Consider the following 16,451-nt stretch of genomic DNA (forward strand, 5'->3'; position numbering starts at 1 on the left):
ATCGCGAAACGATGCAGACGGCGGTGACCGATTATTCCTATGACCTGACCCGCTAGAGCGGCGGTCGGCAAAACGCCGGCCGTCTCCTGATGCAATCTGGAGATTAGCGAATGTCTTCGCTCAATGTCAAAATCCAAGATGTCTTCGATGAGCCTGCCTGTGAGAGAAATCGCAGCAAGGATTCCAACGCACGCAGTAAAGGCTGTTCGAAACCGCTGACCCCCGGCGCGGCGGCCGGAGGCTGCGCCTTCGATGGCGCCAAGATCGTGCTGCAGCCGATCACCGACGTTGCGCATCTGGTTCATGCTCCACTCGCCTGCGAAGGCAATTCCTGGGACAACCGAGGTACGGCGTCGTCCGGTCCGACGCTTTGGCGCACCAGCTTCACGACCGATCTCACCGAGCAAGACATAGTTATGGGGAACAGCGAGCGGAAGCTCTTCAAAGCGATCCGCCAGATTAAAGAAGCGTATCAGCCGCCGGCAATCTTTGTCTATGCGACGTGTGTAACGGCGCTTATCGGCGACGACATCGAAGCGGTCTGCAAGCGCGCTGAGGAAACGTGCGGCCTACCGGTGGTGCCGATCAATTCGCCGGGCTTCGTCGGTCCGAAGAACCTCGGCAACAAGCTGGCTGGCGAGGCGTTGCTCGACCATGTCATCGGCACGGTGGAGCCAGATGATGCCGGCCCTTGCGACATCAATATCCTTGGCGAGTTCAACCTGTCTGGTGAGTTCTGGTTGGTAAGGCCACTCTTGGAGAGGCTTGGCATCCGTGTTCGCGCCTGCATTCCCGGTGACGCCCGCTATCTCGACATTGCCTCCGCTCATCGCGCTCGAGCAGCCATGTTGGTGTGCTCTACGGCGTTGATCAACCTTGCCCGCAAAATGGAGGAGCGCTGGGATATCCCGTTCTTCGAGGGATCCTTCTACGGCATCACCGCCACCTCGGAAGCACTCCGACAGATTGCCGATCTGCTCGTAAAGAAGGGTGCCGATCAAGAGATCCTCGACCGCACCGATGCACTCATTGCGGAGGAGGAGGCGATTGCGTGGAAAAAGCTCGAGGAATACCGGCCGCGACTTAAAGGCAAGCGGGTGCTCATCAACACCGGCGGCGTGAAATCCTGGTCGCTTGTTCATGCGCTGATGGAGATCGGCATGGAGATCGTTGGCACCTCGGTCAAGAAATCGACGGTCGAGGACAAGGAGCGCATCAGACAGGTGCTTAAGGACGATCTCCAGATGTTCGAGTCGATGTCGCCCCGAGAGCTCTATGCCATGCTCTCAGAACATAAGGCTGACATCATGCTGTCGGGCGGGCGCACGCAATTCATTGCGCTGAAGGCCAAGATGCCCTGGGTTGATATCAACCAAGAGCGTCACCGCCCCTATGCGGGCTATGACGGCACGGTGGAACTCGTGCGCCAGATTGACCTTGCGATTCACAACCCGGTCTGGTCGCAGGTGAGGGAGCCGGCACCCTGGGAAAGCCGTCCTGCTACACAGGAACCGCTGCCGAACACGCGCCCCGACTCTGATGCTACGAGTGTCGGGCGCTCAATTCGCCGGCACGACGCCGGTTACTTCGTTGAGTGTTGAGGAAAGCAAATGGTCCACATCCATCGCCAATCTAAATCAGCGACGGTCAATCCGCTCAAGTCGTCCCAACCGCTGGGTGCCGCGTTAGCCTTTCTCGGGGTCGATGGCGCGATACCGCTGTTCCACGGCAGCCAAGGCTGCACTAGCTTCGCGCTAGTGCTATGCGTGCGCCATTTCAAGGAAACGATCCCGCTGCAGACGACGGCAATGGACGAATTGGCAACAGTCTTGGGCGGGGCAGCCCATCTGGAAGAGGCGATTCTGAACTTGAAAAAGCGGGCGAATCCGCGGCTGATCGGGATCTGCACGACGGCACTTGTGGAAACCCGTTCTGAAGATTTCGCAAGGCAAATCGCCAACATCAAAATGACGCATGCGGAGAAACTTGCAGGCACAGAGGTCGTGCTGGCAAACACGCCGGATTTCGATGGCGCCTTGGAGGAGGGCTGGGCGAGGGCCGTCGCCGCGATGATCCAACAGATTACACTGCGGGGTCAGCAGGCGCCTCGCTCGAGAAAGGCAACACTGATCGAGAGGATTACAAAACCTAGCGAGCAGCCGTGGAAGCAAAAGAAGGTTGCGATCCTGCCCGGATGGCACCTCACGGTAGGCGATATCGAGCATCTGCGCGAGATGGTGGAAGGTTTCGGGCTGAGGCCGGTGATCGTGCCGGACGTCTCAGGCTCCCTCGACGGTACGGTGCCCGACCGCTGGATGCCGACAACGTATGGAGGTACAAGCATCGAGGATATACAGGAGTTGGGTAGGGCGGTGCAGTGCATCGCCATCGGGGAACATATGCGGCGCCCGGCTGAGCTACTGCAGACGTTGACGGGTGTGCCTTACGTATTGGTCCAGTCACTAACGGGATTGAAGAACGTCGACCAGTTTGTCTCGCTTCTTTCCGAGATTTCCTGCGTGCCGGCGCCGGCGAAAATCCACCGTCACCGCTCACAGCTGCAAGACGCGCTTCTCGACGGACACTTCCATTTCGCCGGCAAGAAGATCGCGATCGCCACCGAGCCGGACCAGCTGTACCAATTTGCCACCTTTTTTACGGGACTTGGCGCCGAGATCATCTCGGCCGTTACGACTACGGGTGAGTCAGAAATTATCGAGAAAGTCCCGGCCGAAAAGGTCCAGATCGGCGATCTCGGTGATCTCGAAGAGCTAGCAGGCGGCGCTGATCTTCTCGTTACCCATTCGCACGGACGCCAGGCAGCGGAGCGCCTCGGCATCCCTCTGCTGCGGATCGGCTTCCCGATATTCGACCGCCTCGGCAGCCAGCACAAACTCACAGTTCTCTATCGTGGCACGCGCGACCTGATCTTCGAGGCGGCCAACATCATCCAGGCCAACCAGCCCGCGCCGTCGCTTGAGAAAATCGATGCAATGCGAAAGCGGAGAAATGCCGGATGAATTCCGTTCGTCGCCTCTCGCTCGTCACTGACGAAATCCAGCCGCGGCGTTCCGGCGCATTGCGCATAGCGATCGCGACGCAGGACATGAAAGTCCTAAACGCCCATTTCGGGTCGGCCAAGCACTTTGCAGTCTACGACGTGTCGCGCGACGGCTGGGATTTCGTGGAAGCTGTGAGCTTCGATGACGTCTCCGACGAATCCGGGAAGCATCCGATCGAGGGCGAGGACCGCATCACCCCAAAGGTGACCGCGTTGACAGGCTGTCATCTCCTCTTTTGTCGGGCTATCGGCGGCCCTTCCGCAGCCAGGGTCGTCTCTGCGAAAATTCATCCGATTAGAGTGGGAGAGCCGGAAGCCATTCAAGACGTACTTTCACGAACCCAGAAAATGCTCAAGACGGCCCCTCCGCCGTGGTTGCGCAAGGTGCTGGCGCAAGCGGGCGTCGCAGAGAAAAAACCATTCGAGGACGAGGACTTAATCATGAAAAAAACGTCCATCAATACGGGCACGCCTGATGTCAAGGTGGACGAGGCGGCCCTTGTCACGCCGTTTGTCAAATGCCTCGCGCGGCTGGTCCGCGCGCAGGATACCTACGGATCGCAAGACCGCGCATCGGACGCGGAGTTGTTGGCCAACTTCGTCATCACTGAAGAGCAGCGTCGAGAAATCCCGATCATCGGCGATCCCGGTCCGGACGTCATGTTGCGGTTCAATATCTTTTATACCGCCGTCGCGCTTTCAATCGAAGCACGTACCGGTTTGGTAGCGTCGCCGATCACGATGATCAGCCATGAGGGCTTCGGACGAGTGCTTCTAACGACCGGACGGCTGGTCGTATTTTCGAAAACAGTGCGCGACGTCCACCGCTTCGGCTTCGCGACACTTCGCAAGCTCGCGGAAGCCGGTGCAAAGCTGGTGGATGATGCGACCGCCGCCATTGAAACCTATCCCGAAGTGGCTCGGGCCTGACGATCGATCCGGCAAAAGGCATGCTGCCGGCGCCAAGGCGATCGGCCAAGGATTAGGGCTACGCCCGTGGGCGGCTTGAGGGCGAGTAAATAGTGGATTTTTCCGAAACGGAGGGTATGAGCCCGTGCATCAACCTCAGCGACGCGCGCCGCCGTCTGCCCCGGGCACTTTATCTGTACCGCTTGAGTACTAGTTCGGTAGCCGCCGATGAGAACCATGTGTAGTAATTCAAACAGCCGCTTCGACACTCTTGTCGGTAAAGCGACACATTCTTGTCGACTGTTCCCTTCCTTGCCTCCCGGCTAAATGCCTGAAATGCTAACATAACAAGCTTCTTTTCAAGTCGAGCACCCGAGTGGCACGAGTCTTGCCGACATGCCATCTAAGAGGCTGGAAAGCCGGGGATCGGCAGGGTACGAATGAGGCAAGCAACGTGGCAGGTCTAGGTCAGGTCGCATTCGGCTGCGAGGGAGGCATCGACACGTGCACCGCCGCCCAGAATGCGCTCGCTGTTTTTTTTGATCTCGGACCGAAAGTCGGTAGTGTCGGCGGCAACCTGAAGAGTAACTCCGGCCGCTTCATCCTGGAATCAATGCCGCGGGACAGCGCGCCAGCGTGGTACGCGATCATCCGCGATTTCGATGCGGACGTGCCGTGGAGGCTCAAAGCTTTCCACACCACCGCCGGGCTTGCGCTCGAACCGTCCGTTCGCTCCGTGTACGAGGGCTTCGGGGTGCTTCTCACGACCGGGCAGAGTCGTATTGACGGAACACCATCCGTCAGTCTTCCAATAGGAAGCTCGCCGGAGACCGAAGCGATAACCGCCATCCACGCACCCAAGTGGCGCGGTTGACGGTCGATCTAGGCGATGACGAACCGCCGGCTCTCATTTCCCCTGGAGAGCCGACGTCAGGCAGCGGGACCACTCCTCCCCACGCGCACCGGTCCCGCTGCCGCGATCTTTCCACAGGGCGAGGCTCAAAAATGCCTAGCCAAGTCTTTGCAATGGCCGCTGACTAGCAGACCGCCCCGAAAAGTCGGCCGACAAGACCGGAATTTCAGCGGATGTGACGGATGAGGTCACGTCCGATCTCGGAAGAGATTTTACTTTTTTGCCTGTGGCGGATGCGGAGAGACAGATCCTGATTGGAGAACCAACGATGACAAGTCATTTCTTTACCCGCGACGGCTCCACATGGATGCCGCAATATCTGACGGCCATTGACGCCATGACGTGCATTGGTTGCGGCCGCTGCTTCAAGGTCTGCTCGCGCGAGGTCATGCATCTGCACGGCATCGACGAATCCGGTGAGATCCTCGGGGCCTGCGATGGCGAGGACGACGACTTCGATGGCGAGCTCAGCCGCACGATCATGGTTGTCGATCACGCCGGCCGCTGCATCGGCTGCGGAGCCTGCGCCCGCGTCTGCCCGAAGAACTGCCAGACCCATGTAGCGGCCGACAAAATTGTTGCTTGATCTGACGAACGGACTCCGGAAAACGACTTTGGCCGCTATAAATGCAATCGTAGTCGAAACGACAGTCCCCAAAGAGCCTTTGCCGTCGCGCAAGCTGACGAAAGACGTAGACATCGCCGACCGTCGACCCCGTCCCGCAGCTAGCAGCCGACGTAGAACAACGAACTGCCCAGCCACCTGAGAGCCAGAGCAAGTCCGCCGAACTCGGAATGAGACAGAATTGGCACGACATTGATTTCCTCGCGTGATTCAGGGTGAATCCCTGCCTTGGAGTCAGGAGGCAATTGGCGGCGCGGGCACTCAGAGAGGATCTTCGAATGCCCCGTTGGCATCGGTCAGGAACGGGATGCGTCAGCAGCCTGAGCGATCAGCAGTTAGGTTACGAAAGCACTGCTGCTCGAAGCGCACATGCCGACGCAAATTGGTGAAGAAACCACGGAGCATATAGCCCGCTGCCTCCGGATTGACAGTAGCATCCGCCGTCGCCAGCCGACCCAACACTTCCGCCAATTCCTCGGCGAAGCATTCGTCTTCGCAATGCTCATACTTGAGCAGACCCAAAGTACTTAACACTGATGGATCGTCCCCCAGCTTCTCCTCTGTCCACGCGAAAACAGCAGCTTCTTCTCTCTCGTGAAGATTCCGTAAGTGCGGGCCAAGCATCTTTCCGGCGTGAGCGCATATACTACGGTCGACTCCGTACGGAAGGCCGTTTGCAATGGCCTCGAGACGGTCACAGAGAGCCAGTTGGTCCTCGTGAGAACCTGCCAATAAGGCCAGCCGATCGGCGGTGGCTGGAGCTAATGACCGGTTTGTGGGGGGCGCAAACGTCTTGATCCTAGCGATCATACACTCCAGTCCCTTTCCGTGATTTCTCTAAGGTAATCTTCCGTGCTCAAGGATGAGGTAATGCGTGGTGCGGGGCCTTGACTTGAATCAAGGCCCATCGGCAATAGGGCTAATAACCATCTCATTGTCCGATGGATCGTACGCGGCGTTTCCGCCCAAGCGCTCTGCCGTTGTGAGATCGCCATGAGCACGTCGGGGAGTCTCAGCTACTTGTGAGACGCTGATCCGTTGTGCATGGACCCACGCATGAGCGCGTCGATGTCTTTGGCGAGTGGCGGTTGGCGATGCCGATGAAGAAATTGGTAGACTGGGTTCAACACCATTCATCTTGCAAATCGGACCCAGCTACCATTGCCTTGATCATGGCCGGCACAGAGAGCGCATTGCGGCGCTTGGGTTTCTTATCGGCTTTTTCGACGAAGCCCTGCATGTCGCAGGGAGCGCCTTGGCGGACACGAATATGCGACGCCGCATAGACCCAGGAACGGAGCAATAAGACGATCGGCAGGCGTGAACGGGAAGTATGGCACCGTTATAGTGCCAATGACCGCGCGGAACCATGTCGGGCGGGACCGAGCGCGCTCGCCTACTCGGCAGAAGGCCAGCCTCTACGGATCGCCGCCTGTCGGTTTTGGACGCGGCGGTCCACTTTTAGCCGCCAGGCTGTCATTGTTCGACATACGACAATGTTAGAATGCTGACATAGCTAGTTCGATCCAAAGGTGCTTGAATCTAAACGGTTTTTCCGTGGCACGTATTTTGCTCTGCTGACGTGCCAGCGTCGACGAGAATTGTGCGAAGAATGTCGAAATGTCAGAACCGTTCTTTATGCCGGGGTCGGGGCCCGCGCCCGGCCACCCTACTGCAGAACCTTGGAGAAGAAGGAAGAGGTGGTACTCGCCAAGCGATGGTCGAGCTGGCACTGCACGGTCGCATTTGCCACAGCGGTCGACGAGCCATGATGGAGTGTGTTCGCGTATCTGTGCATTTGTCCTATGTATGGTCGCACTGCAATTTCTGATGACCTCAGCAATGGCGGCCGACGAGAGCCCCCTTCGCGAAGCCGAGGTTGCAAATTTCATGCTGGGCAACGGCATGGAGGTAGTCGTCATACCTGATCACCGGGCGCCGATCGTCACGCAGATGATCTGGTATAAGGTCGGCAATGCCGACGAGCCACCCGGCAAATCCGGCATTGCTCATTTCCTGGAGCATCTGATGTTCAAGGGAACGAAGAAGCATCCGTCCGGAGAGTTTAGCGCAAAGATCGCGGAGATCGGCGGTGAGGAGAACGCCTTCACGGGTTCCGACTACACCGCCTACCATCAGACGGTCACGCCAGAGTCGCTCAAAACAATAATGGAATTCGAAGCTGACCGGATGCGCCATCTCGTTCTCACCGATGCGGTGATCGTACCCGAACGCGATGTCATTCTTGAGGAGCGACGCTGGCGCGTCGAGAACAGTCCGGAGCAGCTACTTGAGGAGGAGATGCAGGCGACCTTGTATCAGAACCACCCTTACCGCATCCCGACGATCGGCTGGATGCATGAAATGGAACAGCTTAATCGCGAAGACGCACTAAAGTTCTACGACCGCTACTATGCCCCCAACAATGCCATTCTGGTCGTGGCAGGCGACGTGGACGCCGGCAGGGTGCGGCGGCTAGCGGACGAGACCTTCGGGACCCTGCCTCGCGGTCCGGATCTGCCGGCGCGGGTGAGGCCGCAGGAGCCGGAGCAGAACACTAAACGTATCGTCGCGCTCACCGACCCGCGCGTCACGGTGCCGAGCTTCCAAAAATCCTGGGTAACGACGTCCTACGGAACAGCTGAGCAGGGCGAAGCGGAAGCCCTCGATATCCTGTCGGAGATTCTCGGCGGGGGAACGCGCAGCCGGATCTATCAGGAGCTGGTAGTCAAACAGGCAATAGCCTCATCTGGCGGGGCCTATTTCAACGGAAGGTCGCTCGATCCGTCGAGCTTCACGGTTTTTGGCTCGCCGCGCGGCGAGGCGAAGATTGAGGAGGTGGAGGATGCGATAGACGCTGAAATTCGGAAGATCATCGAGTTCGGCATTACGGATGTCGAGCTCGAGAAGGCCAAAAACCGCTTCGTGCGCTCGATAATCTTCGCGCGCGACAGCCAGTCGGGAATGGCCGGCATTTATGGGGCGGCGCTTGCGACAGGGGATACTGCACACGACGTAGAGGCGTGGCCACTTAGGATCCGCGCCGTAAAGGCGGCAGAGGTGCAAGCGGCTGCCAGGAAATACCTCAGTCCCGACCGGTCCGTAGCGGGGTATCTGCTGCCCCGCGAAAGCGCTACCTCAGGAGATAAAAGCCGATGATATCGTTCAGCCGACTGCGCATCGGGGCCAAGCCCTCACTCGTCGTGGCATGCATATTGCTGGGCCTTGCCGCGTGTCCAGCGCTTGCGGGCATGGCCATAGAGGAGGTCGAGACATCGAGCGGGATAAAGGCGTGGCTGGTGCAGGACTATTCGCTACCGATCGTCACCACCCGCTTCGCATTTCGGGGCGGCAGGACGCAGGATCCATCTGGGAAGGAAGGCATTGTGAATCTGATCACAGAGCTGTTGGACGAAGGGGCCGGAAATCTTGACAGCGATGCCTTTCAGGAGCGGCTGGACGATGCTGGCGCCGAGATGCTCTTTGAGGCGGGGCCCGATGCAGTCTACGGCTATATGCGGGTGCTTGCGGCGCGAAAGGATGAGGCTTTCCAACTTCTCCGGCTGGCAATCGAGCAGCCGCGCTTCGACCAACAGCCGGTGGACCGCCTTCGTGCCCAAATCGTCTCCAGCATCCTGGCAAGAGCCAAGGATCCGGAGACGGCCGCACAGTTCGCATGGATGAGGGCGATCTATGGTGATCATCCGTATTCGCGTCGGGAGGAGGGCACCGTGCAAACACTTGCCGCTGTCACTACCTCCGATCTGAAGGCGGTTCATGAGCGGATTTTCGCGCGCGGCAACCTTACCATTGCCGTGGTGGGAGCGATCGATCCCGGCACACTCAAGCGTGATCTGGATCGAATATTCGGCGGATTGCCTGCTGGCCCCTCCCTAACGCCGGTCGTTGACGCAGTGCCTAAGCTGGGGCGCGCCATTCGCGTCGCGTATGACTTACCTCAGACCCAACTGAGCCTAGCTTACCCGGGAATCCCCCGAAAGGACCCGCAGTTCTTTGCAGCCAATCTCATGAACCAAATCCTTGGCGGAGGCGCGTTCACATCCAGGCTCTGGAATGAGGTGCGCGAGAAGCGGGGCCTCGCTTACGGCATTTACTCAACCTTGGAGAACATCGACCATGCTTCGGCGCTCGTCATCGGCACGGGAACCCGCCCGGATCGGGCCGCAGAGACGCTCTCCCTCATCCGAGCCGAGGTCAGGCGAATGTCAGAGGAGGGCGTCAGTGAGGACGAGCTCACTGCGGCAAAGAAAAAGCTCATCGGCGGTTATGCGATCGAAAATCTGAACTCATCTAGTGCGGTCGCCCAAACATTGGTCCAAATCCAACTCGAAGATCGCGGCATCGACTACGTCGAGCGTCGCAAACAACTGATCCAGGCCGTCACCGTGGAGGACGTACGGGCAGTCGCGAAACGGCTGCTCTCCGCCGACCCCACCGTAATGACTGTTGGACCGTCCCTCAAGGGAACGAACCGATGACCGTCCAAAGGAAAGCTAGGCTGGCAGCGTCCTACCTTGGGATGGGGGTAGTCAAGATCACCTCTCGCGGTCACCAGATGTTCGATTCCAGGCTCTATGCGACTCCTGAAGCAGCAAGGGAGGTCCCGCATCGCAGCCTCCCTCCGCCCGACGGCAGGAGAGAATGTGGTGTCTCGGCGCAAACAGGCGAATGCTCTCTAGCACGACTGCTCCTGCGATGCTGGTGACCTGCTGGCAACGAGACTGCTTGACCCTGCAGCAGCGGTTCTCGCGTTACTCACGAAAGCGCATCAGCACCACCGCTAAGGCTTCACACTTGAAGCATAATCTGAATGTGCTTAGGGTGGCCGCCGAAGACTCCAGATGTCTCAATTGAGTTTCTGACTTTCAGTTGAGGTATGTTAAAGGAGTGTATGTGCGGGAGGTGGAGCTCATATCATATCTCCCGAAGAACTAAGATAGCCGAAATTGAGGAGACGAATGTGCTGAGTACTAACTCTGAACAAACAAGACGTAAGCCAAACGCTGTGGATGCCCATGTCGGTCAACGAATCCGCCAGAGGCGTGAGTGGCAGAACATGTCCCAAACGACTCTCGGCGAAGCTATCGGGGTGACGTTTCAACAGGTTCAAAAATACGAAAAGGGCGTGAACCGCGTCGGTGCGGGTCGGCTTCAGCAGATTTCGAAGGCTCTGAAAGTGGAGCCTTCCTACTTCTTTGAGGATACGCTTAATAAAATCCGGTCGGAGGAGCGGTCCGCTTCAAATCAGATTAACATCCCACCCGAAGTCGTTGAATTCGTTGTAAGCAAGGAAGGGATCGAGCTCATCAGGGCCTTTTCTCGCGTGGGCGACTATCGTCTGCGCCGCCGAATCGTGATGCTGGTCAAGTCTTTGGGCGCACACGAGCGGTGATGTATGGATGGGGCCGCTTCTGTGTGGAGACAGAGTGTCTCTATAAAGTCAGACAAGCACCACCGCACTGGGAAATGAGTCACCAGTCTGTCCGATACTCTCGTACGGCCCTTCACCCTTTAAACGTCCTGAAATACCAAGGCGATACTCGCCGATCAATTCTCCGAATCTTGGCGGGCTGAGCGCCGCGCCCGTCCTTCGGGATGCTGCGGCGACCATCGACTGCGAGCTTGAGGATGTCATAGAACGACACGCCCATGCGAATATGCTCGGCCGTTTTGTCGACATTTGCAAGGGCAACGGCCGTTCGTTGGTCTATTGTGGCGGCCGATATTTGCAATTGCCGAGTAGCGTTATAGGCAAAATCGCTCCGGGACTCACCACACTGAAAAGCCATTGAACGTGGTTTTTTGCGCAAACCTGTCTATGATCTCAATCAATTCATCTGTAGTTCATTCGTGCTAGCTTGAGCGCAGCTTTAGTCGCCGACCACGATCCGACTTGAAGCGAGCGATGCTTTCTACACCGGTTTCACCGGTCAGGGCGGAAAAGAAGAGTCCAGCCGGCCCGGATTTCCTATTCTGAGACCTCAGAACGGGAGATCGAGATCTTTTCATTTGTAGCCTGCCGCGGAATGGGCGAGCGAGACCTGAGTTCTCAGGGTCCGCTACGCAAGCGCCGGAATACGACCGGACAATCAATCGACGTCAGAAGCTACGGGATGTTGGAGAAGAAATGCGTAGGTTGCTTACTCCCTGGCGCGGTGTCGCTGCAGGCTTTCTGTTGAACGGGATCCTCCTCGGGACCTGGGCTTCTCGCGTTCCCGCCGTGATGGGTCACTTTCACGTTGCCAAAGCGAGCTTTGGGGTTTTGCTGTTGCTTTTAGGGTTGGGCGCATTAATTTCGTTCCCCATTACCGGAAGGCTGTCCGATAGCTTGGGTGCAGTGCGGGTCGCCCGAATGATCGCGATCCCGTTCCTGGTTTCGATTGCCGCTCTAGGGCTTGCGCCCACAATACCGCTGCTGGCGATCGCCCTATTTCTCTTTGGCATGTGTCATGGCTCGATGGACGTAGCGGTGAATAGTTGGGCGAGCGAAGTGGAGAAACACATGGGACGGCCAGTGATGTCGTCGTTTCACGCCATGTGGAGTGTGGGGGCCGTTCTCGGCGCAGCAGGCGGTTACATTGCTACAGTCTTTCAGACCCCAGTGTACGTCCATTTTCTTGTTACGGCCGTGACGATCGGCGGGTTGCTCGGACCCTTCCTTCTGCTCGATTGGCAATCAACCATCCGAACGCATGAAAGTGGTGCAGTGGGATTGGTGTTACCTAACAGTGGCCTTTTTCTTGTGGGGCTCATTGCTCTCGCCTCTGGACTAGGAGAGGGTACAGCTCTCGACTGGAGTGCTGTATATTTGCATGATGTAGTCGGGACCGAAGAATCGGACGCCGCCTTGGGGTACATGGGCTTTTCTGCGGCCATGGTGATGATGAGGCTTAAGGCGGATTCTCTGGTTACGCGATGGGGATCAGCCACTGTTGCACGCATAAGCGGTTTCTCGGCTGTCTTTGGCATTTTGTTGATCGTCCTCGGTGAAACCTTGCCGTTAGTCGTGGCGGGCTTCGTGCTGATGGGGGTCGGCTATGCGGCCGTCCTACCATTGGCTTTCAGTCGGGCAGCAGCCGATCTTGTAGTGCCGGCGGGGAAAGCCATCGCGTCCGTTGCAATCTTCGCATATGGCGCAATGACGTTGGGGCCCTTTGCAATTGGACTCCTCGCCGAGGCAACCACAATGCGTTTATGCTTTTTTATCGTCGGACTATTCGCAGCCTTGGTGGCAGTATTGGCTCCAGTGCTCAAGCAATAGAAGAAATCACCGCCTGCTTTATCGCACCTTGAGAGATTTTAGCGTTTTGTCATGAGAGCGACGAATACTCCGCCTTTTGCTGACCGAGGCCGCGAGTATTCTTCATCGGCAGGCGCGGAACGGAACGGGTTGGAGATCACAGACGCCATTTTTGAAGGCATGGGTGAACCAGGCATGAAATGGATCGAGGTGACCGGCCGAGGCCAGCGGCGGTATCGGACTGACGAAGATGAGTAATCAAAAGTCGATAAAGCGTTAAATTCATATCATCAATAGCTGCGATGAAAACAAACGATTTTACTGAATAGATGCGGGCGAAATAGAAGAACGCTCATCAAGTTGGAGTCAGTGAATGCGCGGCACTGTTAGCCCAACTCGCGTTGACTGTCGGACAAAGCGACTATCCTCTGCGAATTGAATGGAGAGAACTATGTCTGATGCAAAGCTGCAGCGCGTACTTTCGTCTCTTACGGAAGTGTACAGACAGCTAAATTCTCTGCCGTCCAGTCAGGCATCCGACGCCGGCTATGTCAAACTCGATACAAACGAGAATCCATTTGCGTTGCCAAAAGCGGTAATGCAGAGCGCAGTTGCTGCTCTCGAGCGGCAGTATTTATATCCAGAGGATGACAACATCAGTTTGCGGGAAGCCGCCGCTGCATCCTATGATCTTTCCGCGGATCAGGTGATCGCCGGTAACGGTTCGTCCGAACTTCTTTCGCTCATATATAAAGCATTCCTTGGTCCGGGTGACAGTGTCGCGATGCTGTCGCCCGGCTTTGCATACAACCGCAAGCTCGCCCAATTGCAAGGTGCTCGATTACTTGAAATAAAATGGGGCGAGTCTTCCTTGTTGCCGATACACGAATTGCTCTTCGGTCCTGCAAAGCAGGCAAAGTTCATCCTGCTGGCTAATCCGAACAACCCGACAGGAACATTTGTCCCGATTGCTGATATTGAAAGCCTCGTCGCACTATCTGACCAGTTGGTGGTACTCGATGAGGCCTACGTGGACTTCGCTCCCGACAGCGCTCTGCGCCTCGTTAGCCGCTATTCGAATCTTCTGCTCTTAAGAACGTTTTCGAAGAGCTATGCTGCGGCCGGCATTCGCGTCGGCTTCGGCTTCGGTCATCCTGAGGTGATAGGGAGGCTGCGCAATATCCAGAACATGTTCAATATGAATGTGATCGGCCATGCGGTTGGCGTCAGCATCCTGGCCCACCGCGCCACCTATAATGAGAACCACCGCCATATCAGGCATGAGAGAGAGCGGGTGAGGGGGGCGCTGTCGCGACTTGGGTTCTCTGTAACGCCCTCCCATGCAAACTTTTTGCTGGCGCGGGTGCCTGCAGGACGAGACGGCGTTTGGTGGCACGCCTGCTTGAAACGGAAAAAGATACTCGTGGCCGTTCTTCCCGATGAAGGTCTGGAAGATTGCATTCGCGTCAGCATCGGGACGAAACCACAAATGGATGCGTTTCTTGCGGCTGTCGAGGACATTTCGGGAGCTCAGACAATCTCGATGATGGGACGTATAGCCGCTTCAGGCTCGGCTCTTTTGCACGTAGGAAAAGACAGTGGCGACAGGAAAGAGAGCGACGACCGGAAGACTGGTCTCCCACAGCGCTAACTACGCCACGCCCGTGAGGAAGCTGAGTTCATAGCCTGGCGCCTGCATGTGTCTAAAGGCGTGCTCCACAACACAAGGTCGCTGGGACGGAAACATCTGCCGGTAGGTGCACTGAAAAACTGTTGAGCAATAGCCGAGCACGCAGGGATGTGTGCCGTCGGCGGCTTAACGATTTGGCTTCCGCCACCGTTGCAAGGGCAGGCTCACCGTGAATAGCGATGTTCGGCCAAATAAAGCCCCCAGGTCTCATTTCGCTCGAATTGAAGTCCGGGGCTACCAGGGTAAAGTGAGACGTTAAATGAGAAAAATCCTTCCTTCAAAGCTAGCTTTCGGCATATTCGACCATTTGGACGAGGACGGTAACGCCATGGCACGGCAATACGCAGACCGCCTCACGCTAACGGAAGCATGTGATCGTCTCGGCTTTTACGCTTACCACCTAGCGGAGCACCATTTTTCGCCGCATGGGAGAAGCCCATCGCCGAATCTGTTCCTATCGAGCGTCGCGCAGCGCACCCGTCAACTTCGTCTTGGCCCGCTTGTCATGCTGCTTAGCCTTTCTCATCCGCTGCGTGCGTTTGAGGAGATCTGCATGCTTGACCATTTGAGCGGCGGTAGGGCCGAGTTGGGCATAGGGCGCGGCTCTCTTCCGATCGAGCTAGGTTACTTCGGGATCGATCCGGACGCGGTGGCTGGACGCTATTTCGAAGCCAGCGAAATCCTGATGGAGGCGATGAGGGGCGGCAATCTTTCCTACCGCGGCGACCACTTTGAACTAAACAATGTCCCCTTGATCCTGAGGCCTCATCAACGCCCGCACCCGCCGACTTGGATCGCCACCAACCGACCTGAGTCTGCACGCTGGGCCGCTACAAACGGCGCAAATGTCGCATGTGTGGGACCCGCCTCGCTTGTTCGCAGGATTACTGATGCCTTCCGTTCCGAGGAAGGACTCAGTTCTGGCGCGAACTGCAACGCGTCATTTCTCGGACTGCTCCGCATGATTGTCGTCGGGCAATCTGCAGAACATGCATACTCGCTTGCGGCTCCTGCCTTCGAACGATGGCTGAATAACTTCAAATTCCTGTACGACCTCCATGCAATTCCAGTTCCGCCAAATCTGCCTCTGACCTTCGATGCAGCAATCGAAAGTGAATTGTGCGTCGTAGGAACGGCGCCTGTCGTGCGACGGGCTCTGCTTGATCAAGTCGACGAAGCAGGTGCTAACTATCTCCTTTGTCAGGTCGCGTTTGGAGATTTGCCTTTGGATGCTTCGCTGTATACCGCAATGACCATTCAATCGGAACTAATGGATCGAGTTGGCTGAGTGCCATGGTGCCTGACGAAGTCAGGCGTGTGTAAAAGCGACGGCTTCCTGTCGTATCAGGCGCAACTCCAATTCGGCCCCAAAACCAACAATGGGCTGGTCGGCGCTAAGTACATCTGACTCGAAGGTATTTTATCGGGTAGCGTGGCTTCTGGGAAGAGGTAAGATGGTCGAGATCGACGCAATATTGATAACAGACGTAAACGGAATAGGAACGACCGCGGATGATCAACTAGCATTTGTCAGTTTGATTGCTGATCAAGGGGAAACAACCACAGTAGCATTCGGTCCAGAAATGGGCAGCAGAATAGCTGCTTCGTTCATGGCCGCATGCGGACAGCTCCAACATCAAATCGCTACGAGAACGGGGAAGGAGGAAAGAAAGTTCAAGCCCTTTGCTGCAGCCGGATTCAGCGTCAGAGCTGGTCTGGCCGCCGATGGCTCCAATTCGGGAATGTTATCAATTTCAACCGTAGCGGGCGCCGAGGTTCACTTTATAGCAACGGAACGTTCTCTTCGAGAACTCGAAAACCAATTAACGTTATTGCTCGAACAATTGCGGTTACGTTCGCGACCGAATTAATGCGATTGTAGCGGTAACAAAGCTCTTATGACTATCATGGCTAGTGGTATCCGCCTAACATAAGAGTCTGTATGGGATTCCCTTTGGCGAGTGCGTATGCGAGTGTGGCGCATGCGCACAG

General features: G+C 56.9%; 13 protein-coding genes and 1 pseudogene. 13 read left to right on the plus strand and 1 reads right to left on the minus strand.

From position 1 onward, the window contains the following. Window positions 1-110 precede the first annotated feature (110 nt). From nifE to fdxB, 6 genes and pseudogenes are all read left to right on the plus strand, one after another. Entirely contained in the window at window positions 111-1,601 is a 1,491-nt protein-coding gene (nifE, locus tag AU381_RS00915; RefSeq protein ID WP_014857642.1) for a nitrogenase iron-molybdenum cofactor biosynthesis protein NifE, read from the plus strand. A 9-nt stretch (window positions 1,602-1,610) separates the two neighbouring features. After that, window positions 1,611-3,020: a nitrogenase iron-molybdenum cofactor biosynthesis protein NifN gene (gene nifN, locus AU381_RS00920; protein ID WP_014857641.1), complete on the plus strand. Its 1,410-nt coding sequence runs from the start codon at window positions 1,611-1,613 to the stop codon at window positions 3,018-3,020. Continuing rightward, a pseudogene (gene nifX / locus AU381_RS29390) lies at window positions 3,017-3,496 on the plus strand (nitrogen fixation protein NifX); the annotation flags it as partial. The gene nifN and the pseudogene nifX, both read left to right, overlap by 4 nt. 6 nt (window positions 3,497-3,502) lie before the next feature. Further along, window positions 3,503-3,991, plus strand: a complete 489-nt coding sequence (locus tag AU381_RS29395; RefSeq protein ID WP_034859528.1) for a NifX-associated nitrogen fixation protein — start codon at window positions 3,503-3,505, stop codon at window positions 3,989-3,991. Between the two features lie 433 nt (window positions 3,992-4,424). Further along, window positions 4,425-4,844: a hypothetical protein gene (locus tag AU381_RS00935; RefSeq protein WP_034859525.1), complete on the plus strand. Its 420-nt coding sequence runs from the start codon at window positions 4,425-4,427 to the stop codon at window positions 4,842-4,844. Window positions 4,845-5,151: 307 nt separating this feature from the next. Next, entirely contained in the window at window positions 5,152-5,469 is a 318-nt protein-coding gene (gene fdxB, locus AU381_RS00940; RefSeq protein WP_015633444.1) for a ferredoxin III, nif-specific, read from the plus strand. A 351-nt stretch (window positions 5,470-5,820) separates the two neighbouring features. On the opposite strand, the gene AU381_RS00945 is transcribed toward fdxB, so the two are convergent. Then, complete coding sequence (locus AU381_RS00945) at window positions 5,821-6,318, minus strand: hemerythrin domain-containing protein (protein ID WP_015633443.1); 498 nt, start codon at window positions 6,316-6,318, stop codon at window positions 5,821-5,823. Window positions 6,319-7,317: 999 nt separating this feature from the next. On the opposite strand from AU381_RS00945, the gene AU381_RS00950 reads away from it, so the two are divergent. From AU381_RS00950 to AU381_RS27995, 7 genes are all read left to right on the plus strand, one after another. Further along, window positions 7,318-8,667 carry a M16 family metallopeptidase gene (locus AU381_RS00950; protein ID WP_369983269.1) on the plus strand — a complete coding sequence of 450 codons (1,350 nt, stop codon included), beginning with the start codon at window positions 7,318-7,320 and terminating at the stop codon, window positions 8,665-8,667. Beyond that, complete coding sequence (locus AU381_RS00955; RefSeq protein WP_014857632.1) at window positions 8,664-10,007, plus strand: M16 family metallopeptidase; 1,344 nt, start codon at window positions 8,664-8,666, stop codon at window positions 10,005-10,007. The genes AU381_RS00950 and AU381_RS00955 overlap by 4 nt, the downstream gene beginning before the upstream one ends. Window positions 10,008-10,489: 482 nt before the next feature. Then, a complete protein-coding gene (locus AU381_RS00960) occupies window positions 10,490-10,921 on the plus strand; it encodes a helix-turn-helix domain-containing protein (protein ID WP_014857631.1) in 432 nt (143 codons plus the stop codon). 735 nt (window positions 10,922-11,656) lie between these two features. Then, on the plus strand, window positions 11,657-12,790 hold the full coding sequence (locus tag AU381_RS00970; RefSeq protein WP_014857629.1) for an MFS transporter: 1,134 nt from the start codon (window positions 11,657-11,659) through the stop codon (window positions 12,788-12,790). 430 nt (window positions 12,791-13,220) lie between these two features. Further along, entirely contained in the window at window positions 13,221-14,420 is a 1,200-nt protein-coding gene (hisC, locus tag AU381_RS00975) for a histidinol-phosphate transaminase (RefSeq protein ID WP_014857627.1), read from the plus strand. Between the two features lie 298 nt (window positions 14,421-14,718). Further along, window positions 14,719-15,747, plus strand: a complete 1,029-nt coding sequence (locus AU381_RS00980) for an LLM class flavin-dependent oxidoreductase (protein ID WP_014857626.1) — start codon at window positions 14,719-14,721, stop codon at window positions 15,745-15,747. Window positions 15,748-15,913: 166 nt separating this feature from the next. Continuing rightward, on the plus strand, window positions 15,914-16,330 hold the full coding sequence (locus AU381_RS27995) for a hypothetical protein (RefSeq protein WP_223843489.1): 417 nt from the start codon (window positions 15,914-15,916) through the stop codon (window positions 16,328-16,330). Window positions 16,331-16,451 lie beyond the last annotated feature (121 nt).

The sequence above is a fragment of the Sinorhizobium glycinis genome (assembly GCF_001651865.1).
Classification (GTDB): domain Bacteria; phylum Pseudomonadota; class Alphaproteobacteria; order Rhizobiales; family Rhizobiaceae; genus Sinorhizobium; species Sinorhizobium glycinis.